The following is a 25,740-nucleotide window of genomic DNA, read 5'->3' as shown; positions in this document are numbered from 1 at the left end:
GGATATATAGAAATGAATAAATTAGAATTTTATGAACCAAATAAAATTGATAAAAAAATAAAACGTACAAAAATTATTACTACTATTGGACCAAGTACAAATGGTAAAGATGAAATTAGAAAATTATTTGAATCAGGTATGAATGTTGTGAGGTTAAATTTCTCACATGGTAAGTATGAAGAACATGAACAAAAAATTAAGGCTTGTTTAGAATTAAGAGAAGAAATACAAAAACCAATCTCAATCTTATTAGATACAAAAGGACCGGAAATAAGAGTTGGTAAAATGATTGACGGAGCACAAGAAATTAAGGCTGGATCAGATGTAAGAATATACACTACACCAAAAGAATATTCTGACAGAGAGTGTAAGGGAACAGAAATGACTGTGTCTTATGATATGAGTGTTGATTTAAAACCTGGTGATACTGTATTAGTTGATGATGGAAAACTTACATTAAATGTTTTAAATGTTGAACCTGGAGTTGTTTTATGTAGAGCATTCAACTCACATATAGTAAAAACTAATAAAAGAATTAACTTACCTGGAGTTGATTTCTCATTACCATTCTTAAGTGAAAAAGATATAGCTGATATTAAATTTGGTATTGATCGTAATATTGATTATATTGCAGCAAGTTTCGTTAACACAGCTGATAACGTAAATCAAATAAGAGAAATTTTAAAAGAAAAAAATGCAGCACATATACAAATAATTTCAAAAATTGAGTCTAAAATAGGGATTTTTAATATAGATTCTATTGTTGAAGCATCTGATGGTATTATGATTGCCAGAGGGGATTTAGGGCTTGAAATACCTTATTATGAAGTTCCATATTGAGAAAAACAAATAATAAGAAAATGTCGTAAAGCAGGAAAAATTGCAATAGTTGCAACACAAATGCTTGAATCAATGACTGATAATCCTCAACCAACTAGAGCTGAAGTAACTGACGTTTATTATGCAACAGAACTAGGAGCAGATGCTACAATGCTAAGTGGTGAGTCAGCAACTGGTATATATCCATTTATAACTACAAAAACTATGGCTACAATTAACAAAAGAGCAGAGTTAAGTTATTATGGAAAAATATACTATGACAGAGCATTAGAAGTTGCAAGATCTACTTCAAGTGGTAAAAGAGCAGAAATCGCTGATGAGTTAGCAAATATTACAAGAAATGGTAAGTATGAATTTGCTGTTATATTATCTCGTACTGGAGAATTGTTAAAAACAATCTCAAAATTTAGACCTAATGTAACAATACTTGGTGTTTGTCAAGAAGATAAATTATTAAATGCATTTGGTGCTTGACATTCAATATTTATGAACAAAGTAAATGATATTGATAAATGTTGATCAAACCAAGAAGAAATTAATGAAATTGCAAGATTCTGAGGAGTTAAAAAAGGAGAAGAATTCCTTGTCGTTAGATCTGAAGAAATTAAAGTTTGCAAATTCTAATTTACGATAAATATGAATAATGAATGGAACTAAATAATTCTACTTATATAAAAAACTACTAATAATTGAATTTGTCAATTAAAATTGACATTCAAAAAATACTTTCTCCATACAAAATTAGTATGGAGTTTTTTTATTCTATATTACTCGTTGTATATAATTAAAAAACAATATATTAATAGAATATTTTTGAAACATTCATTAAAAACAAACAGGGATAAAATATTTCAATAGACAGAGAATTTGTATTTTCTAGTGGATTAGTTCATTACTTTGTTAATATAAATAAAAGTATAATTTATTTAATGTCTAAAAAGGTTTTACACAATTCCACTACATAAAGTTTGAATCGTTTATTTAAAGAAAATATTATCAAAACTTTCTATAATTGTTCTAATCAATTTACTAATAATTTAAAAATAATAAAATGTAATTTAGCTAGTCAAATAAACCATCTTTTAAAAAAATAGTCTACTTAGATTTTTACATTCTTAACTTGTAACATTACTTTTATAATAAAAAAATACACAAGGTATTATAGAATATTTTGGTTTTTTTAGAACTTTATATTTCGTTAATTAATTAGTTTAGTATTTATTTAAATCAAATCAAAGATTGAATTACATCTAAAATTTTACTTCAACATATTTTTAAAATATTGTGTAAATAATTTCAATTTTTAGATATAATATTAGTGCAAAACCACTTTTAATATGTATCATTTAAGTGATTTTTAAATAAATAATTAAAAAATAAGGCTTTTTCTATTATGAAATTGCACTTTTTTTTTGTAAATTATCATAGGAGGATAAGATGAAAAAAATAGAAAATAAAATCAAACGTACCAAAATTATTACAACTCTTGGTCCAAGTGTTCATTCTAAAGAAGCAATTAAGGAATTATTTGATAGAGGAATGAATACAATTCGTTTAAACTTTTCTCATGCAGATTTTCAAGAACACGGGGAAAGAATTAAATGAGTAAAAGAATTAAGAAAAGAAATTAATAAACCAATCTCAATCTTATTAGATACAAAAGGTCCAGAAATTAGAATTGGAAAAATGAAAGATGGTAAACAAGTAATAAAAGCAAATTCAACTGTTACTATCTATACTGATCCAAGTGAATTCTCAACAAGAGAATGTTCAGCTGAAGAATTACAAATGTCATATGATATGAGTCAAGATCTTAAAGCGGGCGATACTGTATTAGTTGATGATGGAAAACTAACAATGCACGTAGTTAAAGTTGAAAAATTCAAAGTAACTTGTAAAGCTTTTAACACACACGTTGTTAAAACTAATAAAAGAGTTAACTTACCTGGAATTGAATTTACATTGCCATTCCTAGCTGAAAAAGATTATAACGATATTAAATTTGGTATTGAACAGGGAATAGATTATATTGCAGCTAGTTTTGTCAACTCAGCTGACAATGTAAATGAAATTAGAAATATATTAAAAGAAAATGATGCAACTAATGTTCAAATTATCTCAAAAATTGAATCACAAGTTGGTTGTGACAACATCGATTCAATAATAGAGGCATCTGATGGAATAATGGTAGCTAGAGGAGATCTAGGTCTTGAAATTCCTTATTATGATGTTCCGTATTGAGAAAAACAGATTATTAGAAAATGTAGAGAAAAAGGAAAAATAGTTATTGTTGCAACACAAATGCTAGAATCAATGACTGATAATCCTCAACCAACAAGAGCAGAAGTAACTGACGTTTATTATGCAACAGAACTAGGAGCCGATGCAACTATGTTAAGTGGAGAATCTGCTAATGGAGATTTCCCATTCATAACTGTTGAAACAATGGCTACAATTAATAAAAGAGCTGAAATGGAATTTTATTCAAAACTATATTATGAAAAACAACTACAAAATGCTCAAAAGTCAACTAGTGGTAAAAGAGCGGATATTGCAAATCAATTAGCAAATAGCACTATATCAGGTCAGTATGAATTTGCAGTAGTTGCTTCTCGTACTGGAGAATTGTTAAAAACAATCTCAAAATTTAGACCAAATGTAACAATACTTGGTGTTTGTGATAACGAGAAATTATGAACTAGTTTTGGTTCATGACACTCAATATTTATGAACAAAGTAAATAATTTAAATGAATTTATAGAAAATGAAAATGAAATTATTGAATTAGCAAAAAATTGAGGAGCTCAAAAAGGAACTAAGTTCTTGTTTGTAAGAAATGAAAATATTAAGGAAATAGAAGTAAATTAATTTACTATATTAAACTAGAAATGGAATATTTATGTCGGATAAAATAAGCAATCTTGAAATAGAAATAAATGAGTTAAAAAAACACGATTACACTTTATTAGATGGTGAACATTCATTTATGCTATGTGGAACACTTGGTGGTTTTAAGGCATCTATAAAAAAAATTCAATACACAATTATTAAACAAATTTTATTAGGACTAATGAGTGGTGTTATTATTGGTTTTGGGTATATTGCATGCCTGACTGTAATGCAAGGCTTACCTTCAAACCTAGAATCATTAGTTCTTGGAATAATATTTCCTGGATGTATTATTCTTATAACATTTTTAGGAGGAGCTCTTTTCACAAGCCACTCTCTAGCAACTATACCTATGTTAAAAGGTTGTTTAACTTTTAGAGAATATATTAAGGCAATTGTTTCTGTTCTAGTTGGAAATTTCTTAGGTACTTTGCTATTTGCTTTACTATATGTTGCAGCTGGAGGGTTTCATAATACAGCTGAAGGAAGTATAGCTCAAAAAATTTACGAAACAGGGGCACATAAATTATATGGTGTAGCCGATCAATTAATGGGAACATTAATGTGAGGGACTTGTGCAATAACTTTTATTTATAGTTTTTTCTCAGGTATATTGTGTAATTTAGCAGTTTCTGCTACATTACCATTAACAAGCGCAACTAAAAGTCCAACCTCGGCTATATTATTATTAGTTTACCCTATTTTATATTTTGCTATTGGTGGATTTCAGCATGGACCAGCTAATTCATTCTTCATGTGAATGATGTTGTTGGAGTGCATATTTACTCAAGACTGAGCATCAACAAATCAAACCCTTACTCCAGAATTTATACATGTTTTAATATTCTTTTGTTTAAGTACAATCCCAACTTTATTAGGTAATTGACTTGGTGGAAGTTTTTTAATGGCTGGAATTTTACACACAATAAATAAAAAATATACAACTTTATTATTTATGAAATTAAAGCTTGAAAAGTACGAAAAAATTCTTATGTTGACAAAACTAAATAAAGATAAGATTGAATTAAAAAAAGAAGAAAAAAGAATTAAGCAAAATTAATACTTGTAAAAAAGTAAAAAAGTAGTATATTAATTAAATATATTAAGACCATTTATGGTCTTTTTTAATTAGCATAGGTGATATTATGAAAAAAAAGTTTGTAAGTGATAAAGCATTTAGTAAAAAAAAGTTCTTTGCATCTATTAAATTAATGGGTGAATGCATAAAAGCACATCCATTAGTATTTTTTTGTGCATTATTTTTTATAATTATTGATTCAATAGTCTTCACTTCATTAGCGATAATTATCAATAAACTAATAACTACACTAGAAAATGATACAACTATTAAGTTTTTAGTTTGAGATTTTAATTATTGGAATTGAGCGGTTTTTGGTATTTGTTGATATATACTTTATATATTTCTTGAATTTTTTACAAACTTCTTTGCAAGTTTATTTGCAAGAAAAACAGAAATATATTTAAGATTAAAGGCATTACAACACCTAGTAGAAATAGATATGAATTATTATTCAAAAAATCAAATTGGTTTAACTATGTCAAGAGTTATTAATGATAGTAGTAATGCAGGAGATGCTTTTAATGAGTTTCTAATAAATTTAGTATATGCCGTATCTAGTTTAATTACCATGACTACTTTGTTGTTTACAATTGATGTTGAATTAGCTTCAATAATATTTGGATATTTTATTATTATGACAATAGTGATCTGAGTTTTATTTATTTATTATCGTAGAGCAATTATAATCGCATTTGATGTAAGACAAAAAATAGATGCTGATATAACAGACCGTCTAATCAGTGTAAGAGTTATAAAATCAACTGGTACTGAAAATTACGAAGTTTCAAGAGCGAAAGATTTACATAAGGTATATGAAAAAAAAGCAAAAATATCAGTTATTTTTCAGACAATTTTAAATGTTTTTGTCGGTGTTTTCTCATGGTTTATGCCAATTATCGCAATTCTTCTTGTTGTTTGAATTCATAATGACTTAGACCCAAGCAGTTTATCAATTTTGATCGTATCATTTTCAACTGCTTGTTATAACATGTTATATGGTCTTTTGATACTACCAACTGCAATGAGAGGTATGACAAGACTTTCTAACTGTGTTATGAGATTAAATTATATATATAATGCTAAAAGTTTAATAGAATTTAGAGTTGATGGAGAAGTTATTGAGCAAGTTAAGAAAATAGAATTTAAAAATGTAAGATTTTGATACCCGGATGAACCCAATAAAGTTATATTACAAAGTTTTAGTTATTTGTTTGAAAAAGGGAAAAGGTATGCAATTGTTGGACAAAGTGGAGTAGGAAAATCAACTATAGCAAGATTATTACTTAGATACTACGACGTACCTCAAGGAGAAATTTTGCTAGATGGTATTAATATCAAGGATTTAAAAAAAGCAGATTATTTAGCAAGAGTAGGTTATGTTGAACAAGACCCACAAATACTTTATGGAACTATAATGGATAATTTATTATATGCTAACTTTGGTAGAACTAAACTCGAAGCAATTGAAGCTTCAAAAAAAGCCAAACTTCACTCATTTGTATTAACTTTACCAGATGGATATAATACTGTACTTGGTGAACGCGGATTCATTTTTAGTGGTGGACAAAAACAGCGCCTAGTAATTGCTAGAATGATTCTCAAAAATCCAGAAATTTTAATATTAGACGAAGCAACAAGTGCATTAGATAATATAGTAGAAAAAGAAATAAAAAAAGAATTGGATAGTCTAATGAGAGGTAGAACTACAATTTCAATAGCACATAGATTAAGTACAATTAAAGAATTTGATCAAATAATAGTTCTTGATGAAAAAGGTATTAATGATGTTGGTACTTTTAAAGAGTTGATTTCTAAGGATGGTAGATTCAAAAAATTATATGAACTATCTCTAATTAAATAATATAATTGATTTGTACGTAAGGAGAATCACGATGTTAGCAACACTTTCAAACAATACATCTTGGATTTTATTTGGTTTTGGCATTGCAGGGTTATTAGTAGGTATACTATCAACAGTTTTTTTTCTAAGGTTTCGTAAGTTAAAAAAAATTCAAAAAGAGTCTTTTGATTTAACACCTGGGAAATATAAAATATTTAGATTTTGACAATATTATGGAATTATAATATTAGCACTAACAGGCTATATAATGTTTGTCATATTTATTCCAATTTCAGTCGAACAACTATTAAAATAAAAATTTTTTCCATTAGCTTAATAAAATATAATAATATTTTTGTTATAATATGTAAAGAGCTTATTTTTGCTCATAGAAAGGTAATTACATGGCAGAAATTAAAGTTAATGCCACTTCCAGTGGTAAAAAAGTTAAGACTAAAGTTAAAGATCCTAATGGTCCTAAGGCGTGAAGTAAATTTCTGACTTTATTGCAAGAATTAGGTAAAACTTTGCAGTTTCCAATTGCAGTACTACCATTTGCAGCTATCCTAAATAGATTTGGTGCACTAGGAATGGAATTGGCACCTGAACATAGTGTTGGTTGATGAATTTCTATGATTATTCAGAAACCTGGTAGTATACCGTTTGATAACCTACCATTATTGTTCGCAATAGGTTGTGCTTTTGGGTTAGCCAAAGATCATAGAGGAGAAGTTGCCTTAGTAGCGGTAATTTTTTATTTGGCTATAGCTGCACTTACATCTGAACACACACTACCAGAAATGATTTATGGTGGTGTTAATCAGTTTGAAGCTGTTGAACAAGTAGTCAAGGATGGAAGATTGGTAACAGAATCTCACTGATATTCAAATTTAATTTATGTACCGACTTTTGGTGATAGTGAGCAAAAAGTTGTTAATGGTGCAACATATGTATTAAACATAGGAGTTTTGGGAGGGATTGTAGCCGGTTGTTTTTCTGCATTCTTTTACAATAGATTGAAAGATATTAAACTTCCTATGGCTTTATCATTTTTTGGGGGAAGAAGATTTGTACCAATGGTTGCTATTGCAGCATCAATACCATTAGCATTCCTTTTCTCAATTGTATGACCATGAATTCAGTTAGGATTGATTAAGTTTGGAACAGCTGTTGCAAACCCTTCAAACCCTGCAGTAGCAATACCAGGGACAATGGTGTACGGAATTTTAAATAGATTATTACTTCCATTTGGCCTACACCAAATTCTAAATACATTCTTCTGATTCCAAATGCCACTTACAGGAGATATTATAAAACCTTGAACAGGAGAAATAGCTAATGGTAATAATGGAAATCCATTATTAGGTCAATTAGTTAATGGAGATATTAATGCATTCCAAAAAGGAGTTTCTACATCAGGGTTGTTTCAATCAGGATTCTTCCCAATTATGATGGGTGGATTACCAATGGCAGCTGTAGCTATGATTATGGCTGCTAATAAAGATAAGAGAAAAGAAGTTGCGGGATTCTTAGGTGGTGTTGCAGGTGTTTCATTCCTAACAGGTATAACAGAACCAATTGAATTCTCATTTGTTTTTATTGCTCCAGCACTTCTTGCAGCACATGCCGGTTTAACAGGTGTTTTTGTAGCAATAACAACAGCTATGAAAATTCAAGTAGGGTTTGGATTTAGTGCCGGATTCATTGATTATGCAATATCATTTGCACAATCATGAGGATTGGCAAAACACAATGATAGCTTAATATTATCAAACCCATTGTGATTATTGCTATTAGCGACTGCTGCTGGATTTATATACTTCATTGTATTTTACTTCCTAATTAAGTTGCTTAAAATACAAACTCCTGGTCGTGAGTTAATTGATTCAAATTCAATTGTAGCAAAATTATCTGATACTAAAACATTAAATAAAAGTGGTGATAAATACCAAACTAAAGCAAGTGTAATACTTGAAGCTTTAGGAGCAGATAATATAGTTTCAATAGATAATTGTGCAACAAGATTAAGACTAATATTAAAAAACAATGCTAATGTCGATGATGCGAAAGTTAAATCAGCAGGAGCGTTCGGATTAAAAAGACTAGGTACAGAAGGTTTACAAATAGTTATTGGACCTGATGTTGAGCATGTAGCAAACGCTCTTAAAGAGCAATTAAACGGTGTAAAAAAATAACTTAAATATTAAAATGGGAAACCATTTTAATTTTTTTTGGAGGTGTAACAATAATGAGTTTTATATTTGATACAGATATAAATTATATTTTTACTTTTTGTAAAAAATGTTGAGATTTCAAAAAGTTTGTATTTAGAGAAGCGATAAATTTTGATAAGAATGAATATACTATTGGTTTGTGTACTAATTGTAACAAGGAGCAAAACATTAATTTATATGAAGCAAAGGATTATTATTTAAAATTAAATAATAATAACTATTAATGAATCTACCATATTGAATTATTCTCATATTATTATTTATTGCAGTTATTTTATATTTTGTTATACCTTGAAAAAAAATTAGAAAATGAAGAAAAAGTAAGAGAGACATAGTAAACAAACCCAAGGACTTAAATGGTAACCGTGAACTTGATATAGATATAGATATTGACGAATCGCAAAAGGAATTAGTGATTAAAAATAATGGTCAGAAACCATTATATGGTGTCTTTAATTGATTCGGAAGTAAACAAGCATTAAGAGATAAAGCATTAGTATATGTTAAAGAGGAATTGGATTGTTGTGAATTGTGCGCACCATTCGAAAATAAGATCATATCTTTAGAAAAGTATGACAAAAATTTCATTACCATGAGTGAGGCAATTTCCAAAGGATATCATCACATTGGGTGTAAACACATTGATATTAACTATTTTCCTAATGAGACAAAGTTACCAGAAAATATTTATACCACTAAACAAAAAAAAGCGAAACACCGTATTATATTAGATTTATTTAGGCAAGAGCAAGAATTAAGAAACTTAATATACAACTTCGATAATAATATTGGTGATGTCAAAAAAAAAGATATTGATAATAAGAAAAACGCGATAAAAGAATACTGTAAAGTTAACTCAATTAAGTATTCCCAACTTAAAGAAAATCCAAATTTAAAGGATATTGATAAATTTAGATATAATTAAACACATAATATGTGTTTTTTATCTTTTATAGAATTAAATTGTACTTTGAATTCTAATGTATAATAATTATATAATATCTTAAACTAGGGAATAATTGCATAAAAGGAGTTATATGATTTTGTTTGATGAGTACAAAAATTATATTGGAAATACATTAACGTGAAACTTTTTGTTATTTAGATTTAAAGGAGAATATAAATGATAGACTTAAAGTATATTGAAGAAAATAAGGAAGAGGTCAAAAAAAACCTTTCAAGAAGGAATGAAAGTTACAAGACTCAAATTGATGAAGTTATAGAATTAAATACTCAAAGAAAGTCTTTACAAAAAATTGTTGATGATCTTAGATTTGAAAGAAATAAACTTTCAAATAGTTTTTCCGAATTAGATAAAGATGAAAAAGAAAAGACAAAACAAAAAGTTAAGTCAATTAACGAGAAACTAGAGTGTAATGTTGAAAAGTTAAAACAAATTAAAGAAAGTATGGATAAAATATTAAATTCTTTACCAAACTTATTAGACAATAGCACACCCGATGGAAATGACGAAGATGATAATGTTGAATTATTTAGTTGAGAACCTAGTTTATGAAAAACAAAAAATATAGATCATTGGGATATTGCTGAAAAGCTTAACTTAGTTGACTTTAAATTAGGAGCAAAGTTCTCGGGTTCAAGATTTGTTGTTTATAAAGAAAATGGGGCAAAGTTAATTAGAGCATTAGGGTGAGTTTTGTTAGATTTTCATATAAAAAATGGGTTTAAAGAGTTATCTGTTCCTGTAATTGTTAACCCAAACTTAATGTATGGAACTGGACAATTACCAAAGTTTGAAGAAGATGCTTTTAAAACAGGGGAACAATACTTAATTCCAACAGGAGAAGTACCTTTAACAAATATTTATAATAACGAGGTTATTGATAGCAAAATGTTGCCTATTTATTTAACAACAAATAGTTTATGCTTTAGGAAAGAAGCTGGAAGCGCTGGTAAAGATACAAAGGGCTTAATTAGAATGCATCAATTTAATAAGGTTGAAATGGTAAAAATTGTAAAACCAGAAACTTCATTTAAAGAGTTAGAAGAAATGATGCAAAATGCGTCAGATATACTAAAGTTATTTAATTTAAGACATAGAGTAATAAAATTATGTTCAGGAGACATTGGGTTTAGCTCTACAAAAACTTATGACTTAGAGGTTTGATTTCCAGCCCAGGAAAAGTTTAGAGAAATATCTTCATGTTCTAATTGTCTCGATTTCCAAGCAAGAAGAATGAATACAAGGTATAAGGAAGATGATAACACTATGTTCGTTCATACATTAAATGGTTCAGGGCTTGCTATTGATAGATTATTTGCAGCAATTCTTGAAAACTATTATGAGGATGGAAAATTAAAATTGCCAGAAGTATTAAGACCATATTTTGAAAACAAAGAATATTTATAGAAGGAGAATTTATGGAAATAAATATTGGATCTAAAGAGTTTAAAATTGACTCCCCAATTAAAATTAGCGATTTATTAGAAAAAAACAAAATAGATCACAACAAATATGTAGTAAAAATTAATGATCAAATATTACCAAATGAGGCTATAATTGTAAAAAGTTGTAATTTAGAATTAGTTGAAATAAATGAAAATCTAATTAAAAAATCAATAAATTATTTATCAAAACTTTTTATGGAAGCTAGTGTAACAAACTGTTTTAGTAATGTTGAAATATCAATACAAAGAAATGATATAAATGATGAAACTTGTAGTATTGTTTTTAACTCAGATAATAGAGTGAAAAAAGAAGAGTTAGAGAATATAAAAAAAGCATTTATAGAATTAGTTACTAAAAAGGATATACAATTTAACTATGCAAAAGAATATAGTAACTATTATAAATTTAATTTGCTAAAACAAAAACTTAATTATGATGTTGTTAGTTATCCATCTGTTGAAGTTGGTGGTAATATATTTATTGTTAGATTCCCAATCATATTAGATAAATATAATATAAGAACTTTAGAAATATTAAATCTCTCTGGTGAATATTTCAACAATGATGCTTCTGAATTAATGTTACAAAAAATAGATTTTGTTGTTGCTAATGATAAAAAAATGCTTGCAAAAGTAGTTAAAGCTATTGAAGAAAGAAGATTAAGAGACCACAGATATATTAATGAAAACTTAGAAATATTTAATATTGACCCATTAATTGGATTAGGATTACCATTTTGGTTACCAAACGGCGCAATTTTAAAACAAGAAATTAAAAAATTTCTTATGGAAAAAGAATTTGAGTATAGGTTTGTACAAATAGAATCACCAGTTTTGGGTTCAAAAAATTTATATGAAACATCTGGTCATTGAAACCACTACCGCGAAAATATGTTTGCACCAATCAATATGCCTGATAATGAAACGCTAGTTTTAAGACCTATGAATTGTCCACATCATGTTTCAATTTATAAATCAAAAATAAGAAGTTATAGGGACTTACCATTAAGATTTGCAGAACATGCAATTCAACATAGATATGAATTTTCTGGTTCTTTAACAGGCCTTGAAAGAGTTAGAGCAATGGAATTAACAGACTCTCATATCTTTGTTATGCCAGAACATCTAAAAGATGAATTTATAAACTGTTATAAATTAATTGTAGAAGTATTAGAAAAGTTTGATATAAAAATTAAATATTTATCATTATCAATGAGAGATAAAGAAGATAAAGTTAACTATTATGATAATGATGAAATGTGAAACAATGCAGAGAAACAAATGGAAGATATGTTGAATGAATTGAAACTTGATTATAAGAAAATGATTGGTGAAGCTGCTTTTTATGGACCTAAATTAGACATACAAGTCGAAACTGCCCTAGGTCATGAAATAACTGTTTCAACAATACAATTAGATTTTCTACTTCCTGAGAAGTTTAAATTAGAATATATTAATAGTGATGGTAAGGCTGAAAAACCAATAATGATTCATAGAGGGTTAATTGGTACATATGAAAGATTTGTTGCTATTTTATTAGAACAAACCATGGGTGTTTTACCATTATGATGTAGTCCTACACAAATATCTTTAATACCAGTTTCAGATAAATATATTGAGTATTGTAAAAAGGTAGAAGAAATTTTACACTCTAAAAAAATAAGATGTTTTATTTCTGATAAAGATGACAGATTGAATAATAAAATTCGTAATGCAATAACAAAAAAAACACCATACATAGTAGTTATTGGTCAAAAAGAACTTGACAACAACTCAATCACTTATAGAACTTACAAGAGTGAACAATTAATAGAAATAAGTCTTGAAGAGTTTGTTAATAAAATTGTTGATGAATATGAAAACAGGAAATAATATACTTAACAGCGATCAAATAAAGTATGCAATTGGTTATTTAGAAAAAGATCTTCCAATAATATTACCGACAGATACTATTTATGGATTAAGTTTAAAATACAACTTAAATAATGTTACAAAAATTAATAGAATCAAAAGTAGTAATGAGTCTAAGAAATTAATTGTGCTTATTTCCAAAGTTTCCCAAATCAGAGATTTAGGTGTAGAGGTTAATTTGAAGCAAATATCAATTTTAAAATCGTCAAATAGGCCGACAACTCTTTTATTAAAAACAAAAAATGAAGAAATGATTGGTTTTAGGATACCCAAAAGAAGAGACCTTAAATTAATTATTGATAAAGTTGGTCCTATAATATCAACTAGTGTCAATATTTCAGGAAGAAAATTTTTATCAAATTATGATGAATTATTAGCTTTTAAAGAAGAAAAAAATATAAATGAAATTTTTTGGGTTGGAACGCTTAATAATAAACCATCAATAATATTAGACCCTGAATTAAATATAATAAGAGATTAAATTAAATCTTATTATATTAAAACTATTAAAATCCTAAAATAAATATTATTGTATATAGAAATATTTTTTTGTTACGTTTACTATAATAAAGAAAAATATTATTATGTAACTTTAATAAGAAAATGAATATTTATCTTCAAATAAAATACCATCTATTTATCTAAGTATTTCTATCTAAATATTAATAACATGTTTATTGATTAATTATTTTAATTCATAAATATATAATGGAAGAAATGTTAGTATTTTCATATTAATAGCTTTTCGTATTGATAATAGTATTCCCAATGTGCATTCATTTCAATTACCATTATTTTAATTATCTTTTTGTAAAACTAATTACCCTTATTTATTGGTTGTTTTTATATTAATAAATTGTGATTTAATAGAATCTTTTTTATATTTTTGGGTAGTTATTTATTTATGAATCTTATTGCTTTAGTTTTTTAAAAATAAAGATATAAAAATAGTAAAAGTTTAAAAAAATAACTATTTTACTTTACATTCTTGTTAAAAATATTATAATAATAATGTTAAAAAAGTAGCGCACATGCTCACCATAACTGATAGGAAATGGTATAACTATATTTTTTATACGTAAAATAATAGTTTAATGTGCTTCTAGTTTTTTAAGGCACATTTTTTATTTTTTGGAGGTTAAATGGCAGAAATAAAAAGCAATAAAAGTGACTTTGTAAACAAAGACATAAGAGCAAGACAAATCCTAATAATTGATCAAGATGGTCAAAAAATAGGACCTTTAAATAAGTTTGAAGCTTTAAAAATGGCTGAAGACCAAGGACTTGATTTATTACAAGTTGGTATTCAAGATAGTTCTACTGCAATAGCTAAAATACTTGATTTCGGTAAATATAAATACGAGCAAAAAAGAAAACAAAAAGAGAATAAAAAAAATCAAGTAAAAGTTGAAAACAAGGAAATACGTCTAACAGTTGGTATTGGTGAACATGACCTTGATACTAAGGCGAGAAAAGCTAGAGAGTTCCTTTTAGAAGGAGACAGAGTAAAAGTTTCGCTTAAATTTAAAGGTAGAGAAATCACTTATCAAGAATTAGGGAAAGAGACTCTAAAGAAATTCTTTGCAAAAGTAGAAGATATTGCAAAAGTCGAAAAGGAAGCAAAACTTAACACTAGATTCTTAGATATGTTTATTGTGCCTAAGAAACCTTAATATTTACAAAAAGGAGTAATACATATGCCAAAAATGAAAACAAAAAGCGCTTTAGCAAAAAGAGTTAAAAAAAATGGAGCAGGGAAATTAAAGAGAGCAAAAGCTTATAGATCTCACCTTGCTCAAAACAAGTCTACAAAACAAAAACGTCATTTAAAAAAAGGAACATTTATATCAGATAGTGATCTAAAAAGATTAGATGGATTATTACAAAATTAATAAAGGAGTATATTTATGGCAAGAATAAAATTTGGTAAAGTTACAAGAGCAAGAAGAAAGCGTTGAATCAAAAGAGCAAAAGGTTATTATGGAACTAAAAAGTCACATTACAAAAAAGCTCATGAACAAGTAGTTCGTTCTATGGCGTATGCTTTTGTTGGTCGTAAACTAAGAAAAAGAGATTTTAGAAAATTATGAATAATCCGTATTAATGCTGCAGTTAGACCACTTGGATTGAGTTATTCAAAATTTATGAATGGTCTTAAAGTATCAGGGATTGAAGTTAATAGAAAAATGTTATCAGAATTAGCAATTCATGAACCTAAGCAATTTGAAATGTTAGTAGAAACATCAAAAAAAGCATTAGAAGCTAAAAAATAATAAAATAATAAAATATCTTTAAATACAATATGTGTAATTAAAGATATTTTTTGTTTATTATAAAAGAGGAGGATAAAAATATGGCTAAAATTGATGAAAAAGGAATAATTGAATTCAATTTAGAAGATTTCGATGCAGCCTGAAATAATGCACCAAAATTAGATAATAAACCAGAAAATGAGTATAGACTGTGTTTTATTTGTAAATTTCATATGTTAAAGGATAATCTAATGAAAGGAGATTTACCTTGAAATATAGAAATAATAGATTTAAAGAATTTTAGTCTTGATAAAAATAACTTTGTTGCTATCCATAATAATTGCAAAGAAATTAGACCAAAACAAAATTGTTCAAAATTATTGCTTAAAATAAAATCCCTAAGATGAATGTATGACGAAAGTTTTTATAATAAATAATTTATTTATAATTTAAACCTATCTTATCCATAACTTTACTCATTTTTTTTCTAGCAAGATATCTAGCGTTATTTGCACTTTTCTCTAATCAGGTTTCAATATCATTTGAATTAATTAAGTTATAATACTTATCTTGTATTTCCTTTAATAAAATACTTACTACTTTAATGACTTCATTTTTTAAGAAACCATAATCTTTGTTTGAAAAAAATAATTCTACTTCTTTAATTGATTTATTTGCAAGAGATGAATAAATAACAATCAAGTTACTTACTCCTGGTTTATTAATGGGGTCATATTTAATTAAGTTTTCTGAATCAGTTACCGCAGATTTTATTTTTTTTTCTACAATTTTTATATCATCAAGTAAAGAAATGTATGATTTTGGATTTTCTGAAGATTTTGACATTTTATTTGTTGGATTTTGTAAATCCATTATTTTTGATCCAACCTCTGGTATATATTCCTCAGGAATTTTAAATAAGTTTCCATATTTATTATTCATTCTTTCTGCTAAATTTCTAGTTAATTCTATATGTTGTTTTTGATCTTTACCTACAGGTACATAATCTGGTTCATATAATAATATATCAGCTGCCATTAATAAAGGGTAAGTTAATAATCCTGTTGGTATGTAATCAGTACGATTTTTATTTTTTTGTTTTTGCGACTTATCCTTAAATTGTGTCATTCTATTAAGTTCTCCAATAGTACTATTACAAGTTAAGATTCATGATAGTTGAGTATGTTCAAGTACTTCACTTTGTATAAATACATTTACTTTATTAGGGTCAAGACCACATGCAAAATATAAGGCTGCCATACTCTTAATATTTTCCCTGAGCTTTAGTTTATCGATTGGGGTGGTAATGGCGTGAAGGTTTGCAACAAATATATACATTTCGAATTCTTCCTGTAATTTTACAAAATTCTTAATAGCTCCAATATAATTTCCTAATGTTACCGTTCCTGTAGCTGTAATGCCGGAAACCATTCTTTTTTTACTTTTCATTATATTTCTCCTCAAATTATATTTTATATTATACAGTCATTTATTTTTAAATTAAAAGTGAGTAAAATAAAATAATAAAGGAAATAAATATGCAATTATATAACTTAATTAATAACGACTATAAAGAAACTGAAGATAAAATAAAAAGTTTTGAAAAGAAATTAAACGATAGAGGTTGGAAAAAAAGTGACGATAGACCAGATTTTGTATTTATTTTTGGAGGTGATGGTACCTTTTTAAAAGCGGTATCAAAGTATAAAAGTATTATAGATAAAGTAAGTTTTGTCCCCTTTAAATTAGGAGGAATTGGTTTTTATACTAATAAAAATAGAATAAACGAACTAGATTTGATATTAGAATTAATTGAGAAAAATAATTACCATTCTCAGTGTTTTGAAATGCTTGAGGTTAATAATGATAATAAAAATCTACTTGTTGTGAATGAACTTAAAATAATAAACGAAAAAAAACCTATATATATTGAAATATTTGTGAATAACAACTTTTTAGAAAGATTTCATGGTACTGGTGTTGTTGTATCAACTTCTAATGGTAGTACAGGTTATATGAAATCAGCGGGTGGAGCTGTTATATTGCCAAGAAATAGTGGTATTTATCAATTACAAGAACTAATACCTGTAAGTACAAATAAATTTCGTACTTTAAATTCTCCTATAATTTTAGACAAAAATTTTGAATTAAGTTTAAAATTAGAAAGTACATCTGATGATTTAATGATAATTGACACTAATGGACATAAAGTTATTGATAAAACTATTAATATAAGACTTTCTAATGTTACTATCAAAGTTATCTCTTGTTTACAAGAAGGTTTAAAAAATGATATAGAAATATTAAGAGATATTTTTATAAAAGATAAAGAAGGGCGCTCTTAATGCTTGTTATTTTGTTAACTTTGTTTTCAATAATTTTTTTAATTTTTTTAATTATATTAATTATTTATTTAAACTTGCGTAAATATAATGTTTTAAAATATGAAAAATATAAACTTGAAAATAATGAGAATGCGTTTACTTACAAAAATATATTAAAGTGTTTAGGTGGTATTCAAAACATAAAAAAAGTAGATGAAAATAAAATTTATTTACTATCAACAAGTTTAGTAAATAAAAATAAGTTAAAATATTTTAAGTTTAAATACACGCTAAGCGATGAATTCATTATTCTTGAGATAAAGGGCTTTAATATAAAACTTTTTTATAAAAAGCTCAATAATCAACTTTCTGATGAAATTATTTAAACTTTCTTTTATAATTATAAATACCGCCTTGTAATGTAAGTGCGTCTATACCTTTTTCTTTAAGAAATTGTGATGTTTGTCCACTTCTATTACCGGCGTTACAAACAGTTACTATTAATTTGTTGTCAGGATTATATAATCTTAAATAGTGTTCATAGTTACTTATGAATTCACTAAATTCAATGTTAATAGCTCAATCAAAATGAGGTAGCATTTCAAATTCATTTTTTGTTCTTACATCAATTGTTATAACTTTATCTTTTACTCTGTTATAGTCTTCTGGTGAAATCATTTTTTGCTCCTTATGTATTAATATTATATTTTTTAAAGTGTATAATAAATATAAATTGGGCTTTTTAAATATTTTTGTAATTATTAATAATTTATTAATATTGTTTAAAAATAAAATTTTAGAATATAATAAATTATTTATTTAGATAGGAGATAAAATGGAAGAAATTAAATTTATGGCCTTAGGTGGTCAAGATGAAAGAGGTAAAAACCTATTTATAGTTAGTGTTGGGGAACAATTATTTATTTTTGATTCAGGTATGAAATTTCCTGAAAGAAGTGTATTAGGTATCGATGTTGTTATACCAAACTTTGATTTTTTAAAAGAGAATGTTAAGAAAATAAAAGGTATATTTATTTCAAATCCAAGTTCAAGTAACGCTGGGTCTATTAGTTATATTTTAAGAGATATTGATGTTCCGGTTTATTGTAATGAATTAACTACAATTGTTTTAAAATATAGAAATCTTAAATATAGAATCAAAAATAGGGAAAATAATTTTAAGATAATAAAAGATAAAGATGTTTTAAAGTTTGATAAAGATGTAAGTGTAGAAGTTTTTAGAACTACTTCAATGTTTCCGGAGTCTTTTGGTTTTGCAATTCACACAAAAGTAGGAAGTATAGTTTATGCTGGTGACTATATTATGGACGGTACAGAGCAATCGTATTTCTCTACTGATATGAATCATTTAACACAAATATCAAAAAAAGGGGTTTTATCATTAATAAGTGATTCAGAATTTGCGTCAAGAAATGGTTATACAGTACCAAATCATAGAATTGAAAAATTCATTACTGGTCCAATGAAGGATAAGAAGAAACGATTAATACTTGGTTTATTTGAAGAAGATGTTTTTAAATTATTTGAAATAATCAATCAAGCAAAACAAAATGATAGAAAAATTGCAATATACGGGAAAACAATAGCGAAAGTACTAGAGTCAAAAACTATACAAGAAAGTTTAAAATTCTATGAAGAAAATATTATTACAACTGATGAATTTATGAAATCAACAGATGGAATATTGTTAATAACTGGTGCAGGTGATTTACTTTATTCAAGATTAGCAAAAATAGCAGCAGGAAATGATGACACAGTAGAATTTACAGAAAACGACACAATTATTTTAGCAACACCACCTTCATCTGGTGTTGAAAAAAGACACGCAGAAATCCTAGATGAGTTAGCCAGAACTAATGCTAAACTTATTTCTCTATCTGATAGAAACATATGGACAATGAGAGCTAGTTATGAAGATATAAAACTTATGACAAGGATAATGAAACCGAAGTCATTCATTCCAGTTAAAGGTTTACACAAAGACTTTTTATCAGCAGAACAAGCAGCAATTGAAGCAGGAGTGATACCAGAAAATATTGCATTGATAAAAAATGGGCAAGTTTTAAAGATCAATCATGATGGTAAGTTAGTTATTTCAAATCAAAAAATTAAAAATGCAGATATCTTTGTAGATGGAATTGGTGCAGGAGATATTGGCGCTATTGTCTTAAATGAGCGTAAGCAGTTAGCTACTGATGGTGCTGTAATTATTGGTGCAAATTTAAATGATAAGACTAAGGAACTTTGCTCATTAATTGATATTCAAATGAGAGGTGTTGTTTATATTGTTGACGATAACCCAATATTTAAACTAATGCAAAAACAGATAGTTGATATTCTTAATAAAGCAAGAGAAGAATGAAAAATTAAACCAGACTCATTTGACTTAAACCAAATAAAAAAGGATATAGTTTCAAAGGTAAGATCTATTCTTAGACAAGAAACTGGCAAACAACCAATAGTACTTGTAATTGTAAATGAATTAACAAATTCTAATTATGAACCTAAAGTAAGACAAAAATATAATAATACATAAATAAGTTAATATTTATTAAATGATAAGTATTTACTTAGAATTTGTAATAAAATATTAAAAAGGGCAATATGGGTGAATTAATGGACAACTTTAACAATAATGAAAATAATAACTCAGATAGAACAACCGCTTTTACTGTTCACAAAAAGAAAAGAAGAACTGACTCAGTTTCGTGGATAATAAGTGCTCTGCTCTTATTTTTTCTAAATATCTTTTCAGTTGGTAGAATAACAATTGTTGGTCAGTTTTTAGATGATGTAATTTTTACTTATCCATTTGGCTGGTTCAAATACTTTTTGTATTTGCTTATATTTATAATTGCCTTTTCAATATACTTTGGAATTAAATTTAAAGCAAAGAAAAGATTCTTAGCTATGGTTTTTTTAACATTTGTAGTATTATGCTGACTTATAAGTTCGATATTGTTTATAGTTGCTTATGCAACAAAATCTTCACAATTTGTAGTTGAACATTTTTGAACAAAGTCGATTTTAGTAGATTCAATTAAGTCATATACAAATAATTGATACTCAAATTCTTTATGAAATACAGCACATAATTTTATTATCTCTGATCCTAACAGTTACTTTACCATTTGAGCTGGTGGAGGAATTATTGGAACTATTTTATGTGGAATATCATCTTATTTAACAATTTATGGTGGATTAATAATAGCTATAATATTTATGACTATTAACTCCTTATGAATTTTCACAGGAGACCCGTTTTATATTTTTAAACCCAAACATAAAAGAAAAACAAGTAGGTTAAGAATATTATCATTAAGAGATAAATATGTTTTAAATAGTAATGATAAATCTAGAACAAAAAAGAAAAGAAGTATAAAAAATATCTTTACATTAATAAATGTTGATGATAATGAAACATTTGATGAAAGACAAATTTTATCTTCAATTAAGGAATCTGATATTACTATTGAACTTCCGAGTTTTAATAAAAAGAAAAAAAGAAATATTTATGATCAAACAGCTGAAAACTTTTATAAAGGAGATTTCTCTGAACTAAATAATAATTATGACTATTCTAATCAAAACAACAATTATAATCAAGGAAATTATTATGAATCTAATAGAGGGCATAATCCAGTTAACGATTATAATTTAGACGAAATTAATAATTTAAGTAATAATCAAAGTTTTAATAATAATATTTATGAACAAAAAGTTAACCACTATCAAGAAATACCAATAAATAATAATTTTGTTCCAATTGTAGGTGAAAATCAGATTACAAATAATAGGAATAGTAAAACAAATGAAGAAGCAAGAAGAATGTTCAATTTAGAATCTAGAATAACTCCTTATGGAGGTAATGGACAAACTATAGAAATAGCCGCAGAGCTAAGAAAGTATAACAAGTCTAAAGATAAAAATGAACACTTAGATCAAAGTGGACAAATAACATTAGATCAATTTATTAATGATGCTATAGAAGAAAAAAATAATCAAAAACAATACGATAAATACAATAATTACACTTCACCAATCCAAGATGTTTTTGCAAGGTCTATAATAAATGGACAAAATAGTTTTAATCATACAAACACAAATGCGAAACAAGTCGAAATTGATAAACGTAAATTAGCAGCTAAAAAATTATACGTAAATGAAATGTATAAATTACCATCTATTGATTTGATGAAACCTGATAATCAAAACCAAAAAGAGTATGAAATATTAAGAGATTATGCAAACAAAAAAGCAAAGTTAATAGAACGTGTCTTTACACAATTTGGTGTTAATGCTAAAGTATCTAATATTAATATTGGGCCAAGCGTTACAAAGTATGAAGTTCAACCTTCTGCTGGTACAAAAGTAAATTCAATTACCAATTTAGAAAATGATTTAAAACTTGCTCTTGCAAGTCAAAGCTTAAGAATCGAAGCACCAATTCAAGGTAAACCTGCAGTTGGTTTAGAGGTCCCTAATGATAAAAATATGGTTGTTGGATTGAGAAGCGTAATTGAAAAGGCACCAATACAAAAAGTAAACTCTAAATTATTATTCGCAATTGGTAAAACCGTTATGGGTGAGTTATTATTTGGAGAGTTAGATAAGATGCCTCACCTACTTGTTGCTGGTTCAACTGGTAGTGGAAAATCTGTTATGATTAATGGAATTATTTGTTCTTTCTTAATGAGGGCAAAACCACATGAAGTAAAGTTCTTAATGATTGACCCTAAAAAAGTTGAGTTGTCAATATACTCATCAATTCCACATTTACTAGCACCAGTAATTAGTGATATGACATTAGCTAATAATGCACTTAAAAAAGTAATTAGTGAAATGGACAGAAGATATGCTTTATTTACAAGTGCCGGTACTAAGAATATTGAGGGATATAATTCTAAACAATATAAAGTTGAAAATAAGCTACCTTATTATGTAATAATTATTGATGAACTTGCAGATTTAATGATGACTGCTAATAAAAAAGATGTAGAAGACTCAATAATGAGACTAACTCAAATGGCAAGGGCTGCAGGAATTCATCTAATAGTAGCTACACAAAGACCATCAACAGATGTTTTAACAGGAGTTATTAAATCCAACATTCCAACTAGAATTGCTTTTTCTGTTGCTTCTTCAATAGACTCAAGGACAATTCTTGACTCAATGGGAGCTGAAAAGTTAATAGGTAAAGGTGATCTTTTATACATGGCGCCTGGAAGTAATTTATTAACAAGAGCACAAGGTGCTTTTATAAGTGACAAAGAAATAGAGAATTTAGTTTCTCATTGTAAATTACAACAACAACAAATGTTTGACGAGGAATTCTTGACATTAGAAGAAGATTATAGTACATTAAATAATACTCAATCAATGCAAAAAGATCCAATGTTTAATGAAATCAAAGATTTTGTAGTTAGAGAACAAAAAGCTTCAACAAGTTTACTACAAAGACGTTTCAGTATTGGGTACAACAGAGCAGCAAAAATAATCGATGAACTTGAAATGAGTGGAATAATTGGTCCACAAAATGGAGCTAAACCAAGAGAGGTTTTTATTAAAAACGAAGATATGTATTAATAAATCAGATCAGTCTGATTTATTTTTGATAAAGGGAGGTGTTTTATGATTGATAAAATAAAAAGTATACCAGATAAGCCAGGTTGTTATATTTATTTTAACGAGAATAAAAAAGTTATATATGTTGGTAAAGCAAAGAATTTAAAAAAAAGAGTATCTAGTTATTTTAACAAGGCGCATAACTTTAAGACTACAAAACTAGTAAGGGAAGTTAGAGATTTAGAAACGATAATAACTGCTAATGAAAAAGAAGCATTAATACTTGAACAAAACTTAATTAAGAAGTATAAACCAAGGTTTAATGTAATACTAAATGATGATAAGAAGTACCCGTACATAGCAATAACTGATGAAAAAGATCCCACATATATTTTTACTAGAAATTATGATGCAAAAAATAAAATATCGTTTGGTCCATTGCCAGATGGTTCAAGTGCTAGAAATATTTTAAGAACTCTAGAGAGAATATACCCCCTTAGAAGGTGTAAGGGTAATCTAGGAAAACCTTGTATAAATTTTTTTATTGAGCAATGTTCTGGTGCATGTTTCAAAGAAGTCGACCCTAATTATTATGTAAATCAAATCAATAATGTTAAAAAAGTGTTTTATCAAGGAGGAGAAGAGTTTAAAAAAATACTAAAGGATAAAATGATAAAAGCATCAGATAATTTACAATTTGAAGAAGCACAAAGAATCAAGGAAATTATAAATAATCTAGGTTTTACAACAGAAGATCAATATGTTGACTTTGGAGAGGCCTTTAATAAAGATATATATGGATATTATTTTGAAGAAAATTATATATCATTTGCAGTCCTTTTTTATAGAAGTGGAAAATTAATATCCAAAGATAGTATGGTATTTGAGAGTGATGTAGATAATGTTCAAGAACTTTTTGAGAGTTTTGTTATGCAAGTGTATCAAAAAAATATGATTCCTGATTTAATAATACTTCCATCAAACTTTGTATTAGGAGGCTTATCTTTATTTTTTGGAACAAAAATATCAAAAAAATATGATGAAATAAGTAATAATTTACTTGGATTAGCAAAAGAAAACGCTAAAGAATTTCTAATAGAGAAAATTAAATATAAAAGTCAGAAATCAATTATATATGAAGAACTTTTAAATTCCCTACAATCACTTTTGAATTTACCGAGATTCCCTTATCATATTGAGATGTTTGATGTTGCCAATATTTTAGATGAATATGTAACTGGTGCAATGGTTGTCTTTAAAAATGGTTTGCCAAGCTTTAATGATTTTAGAAAGTTTAATATAAACATAGATAATCAAGATGATTATCATAGAATGCAAAACATGGTTTATAGAAGATATCAAAAGGATCTTAATAAACCTGAAAATTTACCGGATTTAATAATTATGGATGGTGGAAAAATTCAAGTTAATGCTGCTAATTCACAACTAGATTTATTAGATATTCATATACCTGTTATTGGTTTAGTTAAAAATCAAAAGCATAAGACTGAGTATATATTTAATTATAATAAAGAAGAGATATATATTGATAAAACAAGCGAAGTATTCTTATTTCTTGAAAAAATTCAAGATAGAGTTCATAGATTTGCAATAAGTGGTTTTAGAAATAGAAAGTTGAAAGGTACAATAAAAGATGAGTTAATGGATGTCGCTGGGGTTGGGCCAAAATTAATTAGTAAAATAAATGAGAGATATTCTAATAGACAAGATTTCTATGATCTAAGTGAAAAAGATTTACTTAAAGTTGTAAATAATAAAACTACTTGTAAGAACTTATTAAACTTCATAAAAAACAAAAAAAATTAATTTTTTAAATGTATAATTACATAGTTAGTAAAAGGAGTTCAAAATGACTGATAAAGATATAATTTTAACCTCAGAAGGTAGAGAAGAATTAGAAAAAGAGCTTGCAAATCTTATTAATGTTACTAGACCTCAGGTAATTGAAGAACTTGTTGAAGCAAGAGCACAAGGTGATCTTTCTGAAAATGCTGATTATGATGCTGCAAGAAATAGACAAGCAGAAGTTGAAGCAAGGATAAAAGAAATTGAAACTATGCTTTCCAAAGCAAAAATCATCGAAAAATCAAACTCAAAGAATAAAGAAATTAAAGTTGGTAGTACAGTTACATTTGTAAATCAAAAAACAAAAAAAGAAATGACAATCAAAATAGTTGGGGTTATCGAGGCAGATCCATTTGAATTAAAGGTTTCAAATGAGTCTCCAATTGCAAAAGCAATGCTAGGTAAAAATGTTAATGATATTTGTGAAGTTAGAGAGTTACAAGAACCATATAAAATTTTAATAAAAGATATAAAATAATAGAAACCTTAAATAAGGTTTTTTTATTTA

Annotated in this window: 23 protein-coding genes; 21 read left to right on the top strand and 2 right to left on the bottom strand. The window is 26.9% G+C overall.

Annotated elements, in window-relative coordinates:
• Positions 1–12: 12 nt before the first annotated feature.
• The 15 genes from pyk (SCORR_RS04410) (at position 13) to SCORR_RS04340 (ending at position 15,893) form a co-directional block, all read left to right on the top strand.
• A complete protein-coding gene (gene pyk, locus SCORR_RS04410) occupies positions 13–1,464 on the top strand; it encodes a pyruvate kinase (protein ID WP_094049541.1) in 1,452 nt (483 codons plus the stop codon).
• An 813-nt stretch (positions 1,465–2,277) separates the two neighbouring features.
• On the top strand, positions 2,278–3,708 hold the full coding sequence (gene pyk, locus SCORR_RS04405) for a pyruvate kinase (protein WP_094049539.1): 1,431 nt from the start codon (positions 2,278–2,280) through the stop codon (positions 3,706–3,708).
• Positions 3,709–3,739: 31 nt separating this feature from the next.
• Positions 3,740–4,789 carry a formate/nitrite transporter family protein gene (locus tag SCORR_RS04400; protein ID WP_094049537.1) on the top strand — a complete coding sequence of 350 codons (1,050 nt, stop codon included), beginning with the start codon at positions 3,740–3,742 and terminating at the stop codon, positions 4,787–4,789.
• An 85-nt stretch (positions 4,790–4,874) separates the two neighbouring features.
• Positions 4,875–6,671, top strand: coding sequence for an ABC transporter ATP-binding protein (locus SCORR_RS04395; protein WP_094049535.1), 1,797 nt, complete (start codon positions 4,875–4,877; stop codon positions 6,669–6,671).
• A 31-nt stretch (positions 6,672–6,702) separates the two neighbouring features.
• The gene (locus SCORR_RS04390) at positions 6,703–6,966 is read left to right on the top strand and encodes a hypothetical protein (protein ID WP_094049533.1); all 264 of its coding nucleotides are present in this window, start codon (positions 6,703–6,705) and stop codon (positions 6,964–6,966) included.
• A gap of 88 nt (positions 6,967–7,054) precedes the next feature.
• Positions 7,055–8,845, top strand: a complete 1,791-nt coding sequence (locus SCORR_RS04385) for a PTS transporter subunit EIIC (RefSeq protein WP_094049531.1) — start codon at positions 7,055–7,057, stop codon at positions 8,843–8,845.
• Between the two features lie 53 nt (positions 8,846–8,898).
• The gene (locus SCORR_RS04380; protein ID WP_094049529.1) at positions 8,899–9,108 is read left to right on the top strand and encodes a hypothetical protein; all 210 of its coding nucleotides are present in this window, start codon (positions 8,899–8,901) and stop codon (positions 9,106–9,108) included.
• The gene (locus SCORR_RS04375) at positions 9,108–9,809 is read left to right on the top strand and encodes a hypothetical protein (RefSeq protein ID WP_094049527.1); all 702 of its coding nucleotides are present in this window, start codon (positions 9,108–9,110) and stop codon (positions 9,807–9,809) included. The genes SCORR_RS04380 and SCORR_RS04375 overlap by 1 nt, the downstream gene beginning before the upstream one ends.
• A 198-nt stretch (positions 9,810–10,007) precedes the next feature.
• Complete coding sequence (gene serS, locus SCORR_RS04370; protein ID WP_094049525.1) at positions 10,008–11,255, top strand: serine--tRNA ligase; 1,248 nt, start codon at positions 10,008–10,010, stop codon at positions 11,253–11,255.
• A gap of 11 nt (positions 11,256–11,266) precedes the next feature.
• Positions 11,267–13,165 carry a threonine--tRNA ligase gene (gene thrS / locus SCORR_RS04365; RefSeq protein WP_094049523.1) on the top strand — a complete coding sequence of 633 codons (1,899 nt, stop codon included), beginning with the start codon at positions 11,267–11,269 and terminating at the stop codon, positions 13,163–13,165.
• Complete coding sequence (locus SCORR_RS04360; protein WP_157705396.1) at positions 13,149–13,685, top strand: L-threonylcarbamoyladenylate synthase; 537 nt, start codon at positions 13,149–13,151, stop codon at positions 13,683–13,685. Before thrS ends, SCORR_RS04360 begins: the two co-directional genes overlap by 17 nt.
• Before the next feature lie 661 nt (positions 13,686–14,346).
• Positions 14,347–14,877, top strand: a complete 531-nt coding sequence (infC, locus tag SCORR_RS04355; RefSeq protein ID WP_094049519.1) for a translation initiation factor IF-3 — start codon at positions 14,347–14,349, stop codon at positions 14,875–14,877.
• A 24-nt stretch (positions 14,878–14,901) separates the two neighbouring features.
• A complete protein-coding gene (gene rpmI / locus SCORR_RS04350) occupies positions 14,902–15,096 on the top strand; it encodes a 50S ribosomal protein L35 (protein WP_094049517.1) in 195 nt (64 codons plus the stop codon).
• A gap of 15 nt (positions 15,097–15,111) precedes the next feature.
• On the top strand, positions 15,112–15,477 hold the full coding sequence (gene rplT, locus SCORR_RS04345) for a 50S ribosomal protein L20 (RefSeq protein WP_094049515.1): 366 nt from the start codon (positions 15,112–15,114) through the stop codon (positions 15,475–15,477).
• 80 nt (positions 15,478–15,557) lie between these two features.
• Positions 15,558–15,893 carry a hypothetical protein gene (locus SCORR_RS04340; RefSeq protein WP_094049513.1) on the top strand — a complete coding sequence of 112 codons (336 nt, stop codon included), beginning with the start codon at positions 15,558–15,560 and terminating at the stop codon, positions 15,891–15,893.
• A gap of 1 nt (position 15,894) precedes the next feature.
• Here SCORR_RS04340 and trpS read toward each other — a convergent pair whose 3' ends face one another.
• Positions 15,895–16,905, bottom strand: a complete 1,011-nt coding sequence (gene trpS / locus SCORR_RS04335; RefSeq protein ID WP_094049511.1) for a tryptophan--tRNA ligase — start codon at positions 16,903–16,905, stop codon at positions 15,895–15,897.
• 89 nt (positions 16,906–16,994) lie between these two features.
• Between trpS and SCORR_RS04330 the strand changes: the two genes are divergently transcribed.
• Complete coding sequence (locus tag SCORR_RS04330) at positions 16,995–17,801, top strand: NAD(+)/NADH kinase (protein ID WP_094049509.1); 807 nt, start codon at positions 16,995–16,997, stop codon at positions 17,799–17,801.
• A complete protein-coding gene (locus tag SCORR_RS05495; protein ID WP_094049507.1) occupies positions 17,801–18,166 on the top strand; it encodes a hypothetical protein in 366 nt (121 codons plus the stop codon). The genes SCORR_RS04330 and SCORR_RS05495 overlap by 1 nt, the downstream gene beginning before the upstream one ends.
• On the opposite strand, the gene SCORR_RS04320 is transcribed toward SCORR_RS05495, so the two are convergent.
• Positions 18,159–18,458: a rhodanese-like domain-containing protein gene (locus SCORR_RS04320; RefSeq protein ID WP_094049505.1), complete on the bottom strand. Its 300-nt coding sequence runs from the start codon at positions 18,456–18,458 to the stop codon at positions 18,159–18,161. The two genes, SCORR_RS05495 and SCORR_RS04320, sit on opposite strands and share 8 nt — an antisense overlap.
• A 157-nt stretch (positions 18,459–18,615) precedes the next feature.
• Here SCORR_RS04320 and SCORR_RS04315 point away from each other — a divergent pair, with 157 nt between their 5' ends.
• The 4 genes from SCORR_RS04315 (at position 18,616) to greA (ending at position 25,710) form a co-directional block, all read left to right on the top strand.
• Positions 18,616–20,337: a ribonuclease J gene (locus tag SCORR_RS04315; RefSeq protein ID WP_094049503.1), complete on the top strand. Its 1,722-nt coding sequence runs from the start codon at positions 18,616–18,618 to the stop codon at positions 20,335–20,337.
• Positions 20,338–20,405: 68 nt separating this feature from the next.
• Positions 20,406–23,387, top strand: coding sequence for a DNA translocase FtsK (locus tag SCORR_RS05490; RefSeq protein ID WP_211279176.1), 2,982 nt, complete (start codon positions 20,406–20,408; stop codon positions 23,385–23,387).
• 45 nt (positions 23,388–23,432) lie between these two features.
• Positions 23,433–25,193, top strand: coding sequence for an excinuclease ABC subunit UvrC (gene uvrC / locus SCORR_RS04305; protein WP_094049501.1), 1,761 nt, complete (start codon positions 23,433–23,435; stop codon positions 25,191–25,193).
• A gap of 43 nt (positions 25,194–25,236) precedes the next feature.
• Entirely contained in the window at positions 25,237–25,710 is a 474-nt protein-coding gene (gene greA / locus SCORR_RS04300) for a transcription elongation factor GreA (protein WP_094049499.1), read from the top strand.
• Positions 25,711–25,740: the final 30 nt, after the last annotated feature.

The sequence above is a fragment of the Spiroplasma corruscae genome (assembly GCF_002237575.1).
GTDB classification, from domain to species: Bacteria; Bacillota_I; Bacilli_A; order Mycoplasmatales; family Mycoplasmataceae; genus Spiroplasma_A; species Spiroplasma_A corruscae.
The sequence above is the reverse complement of the archived record's forward strand: the minus strand, read 5'-3'. Positions and strand labels throughout refer to the sequence as shown.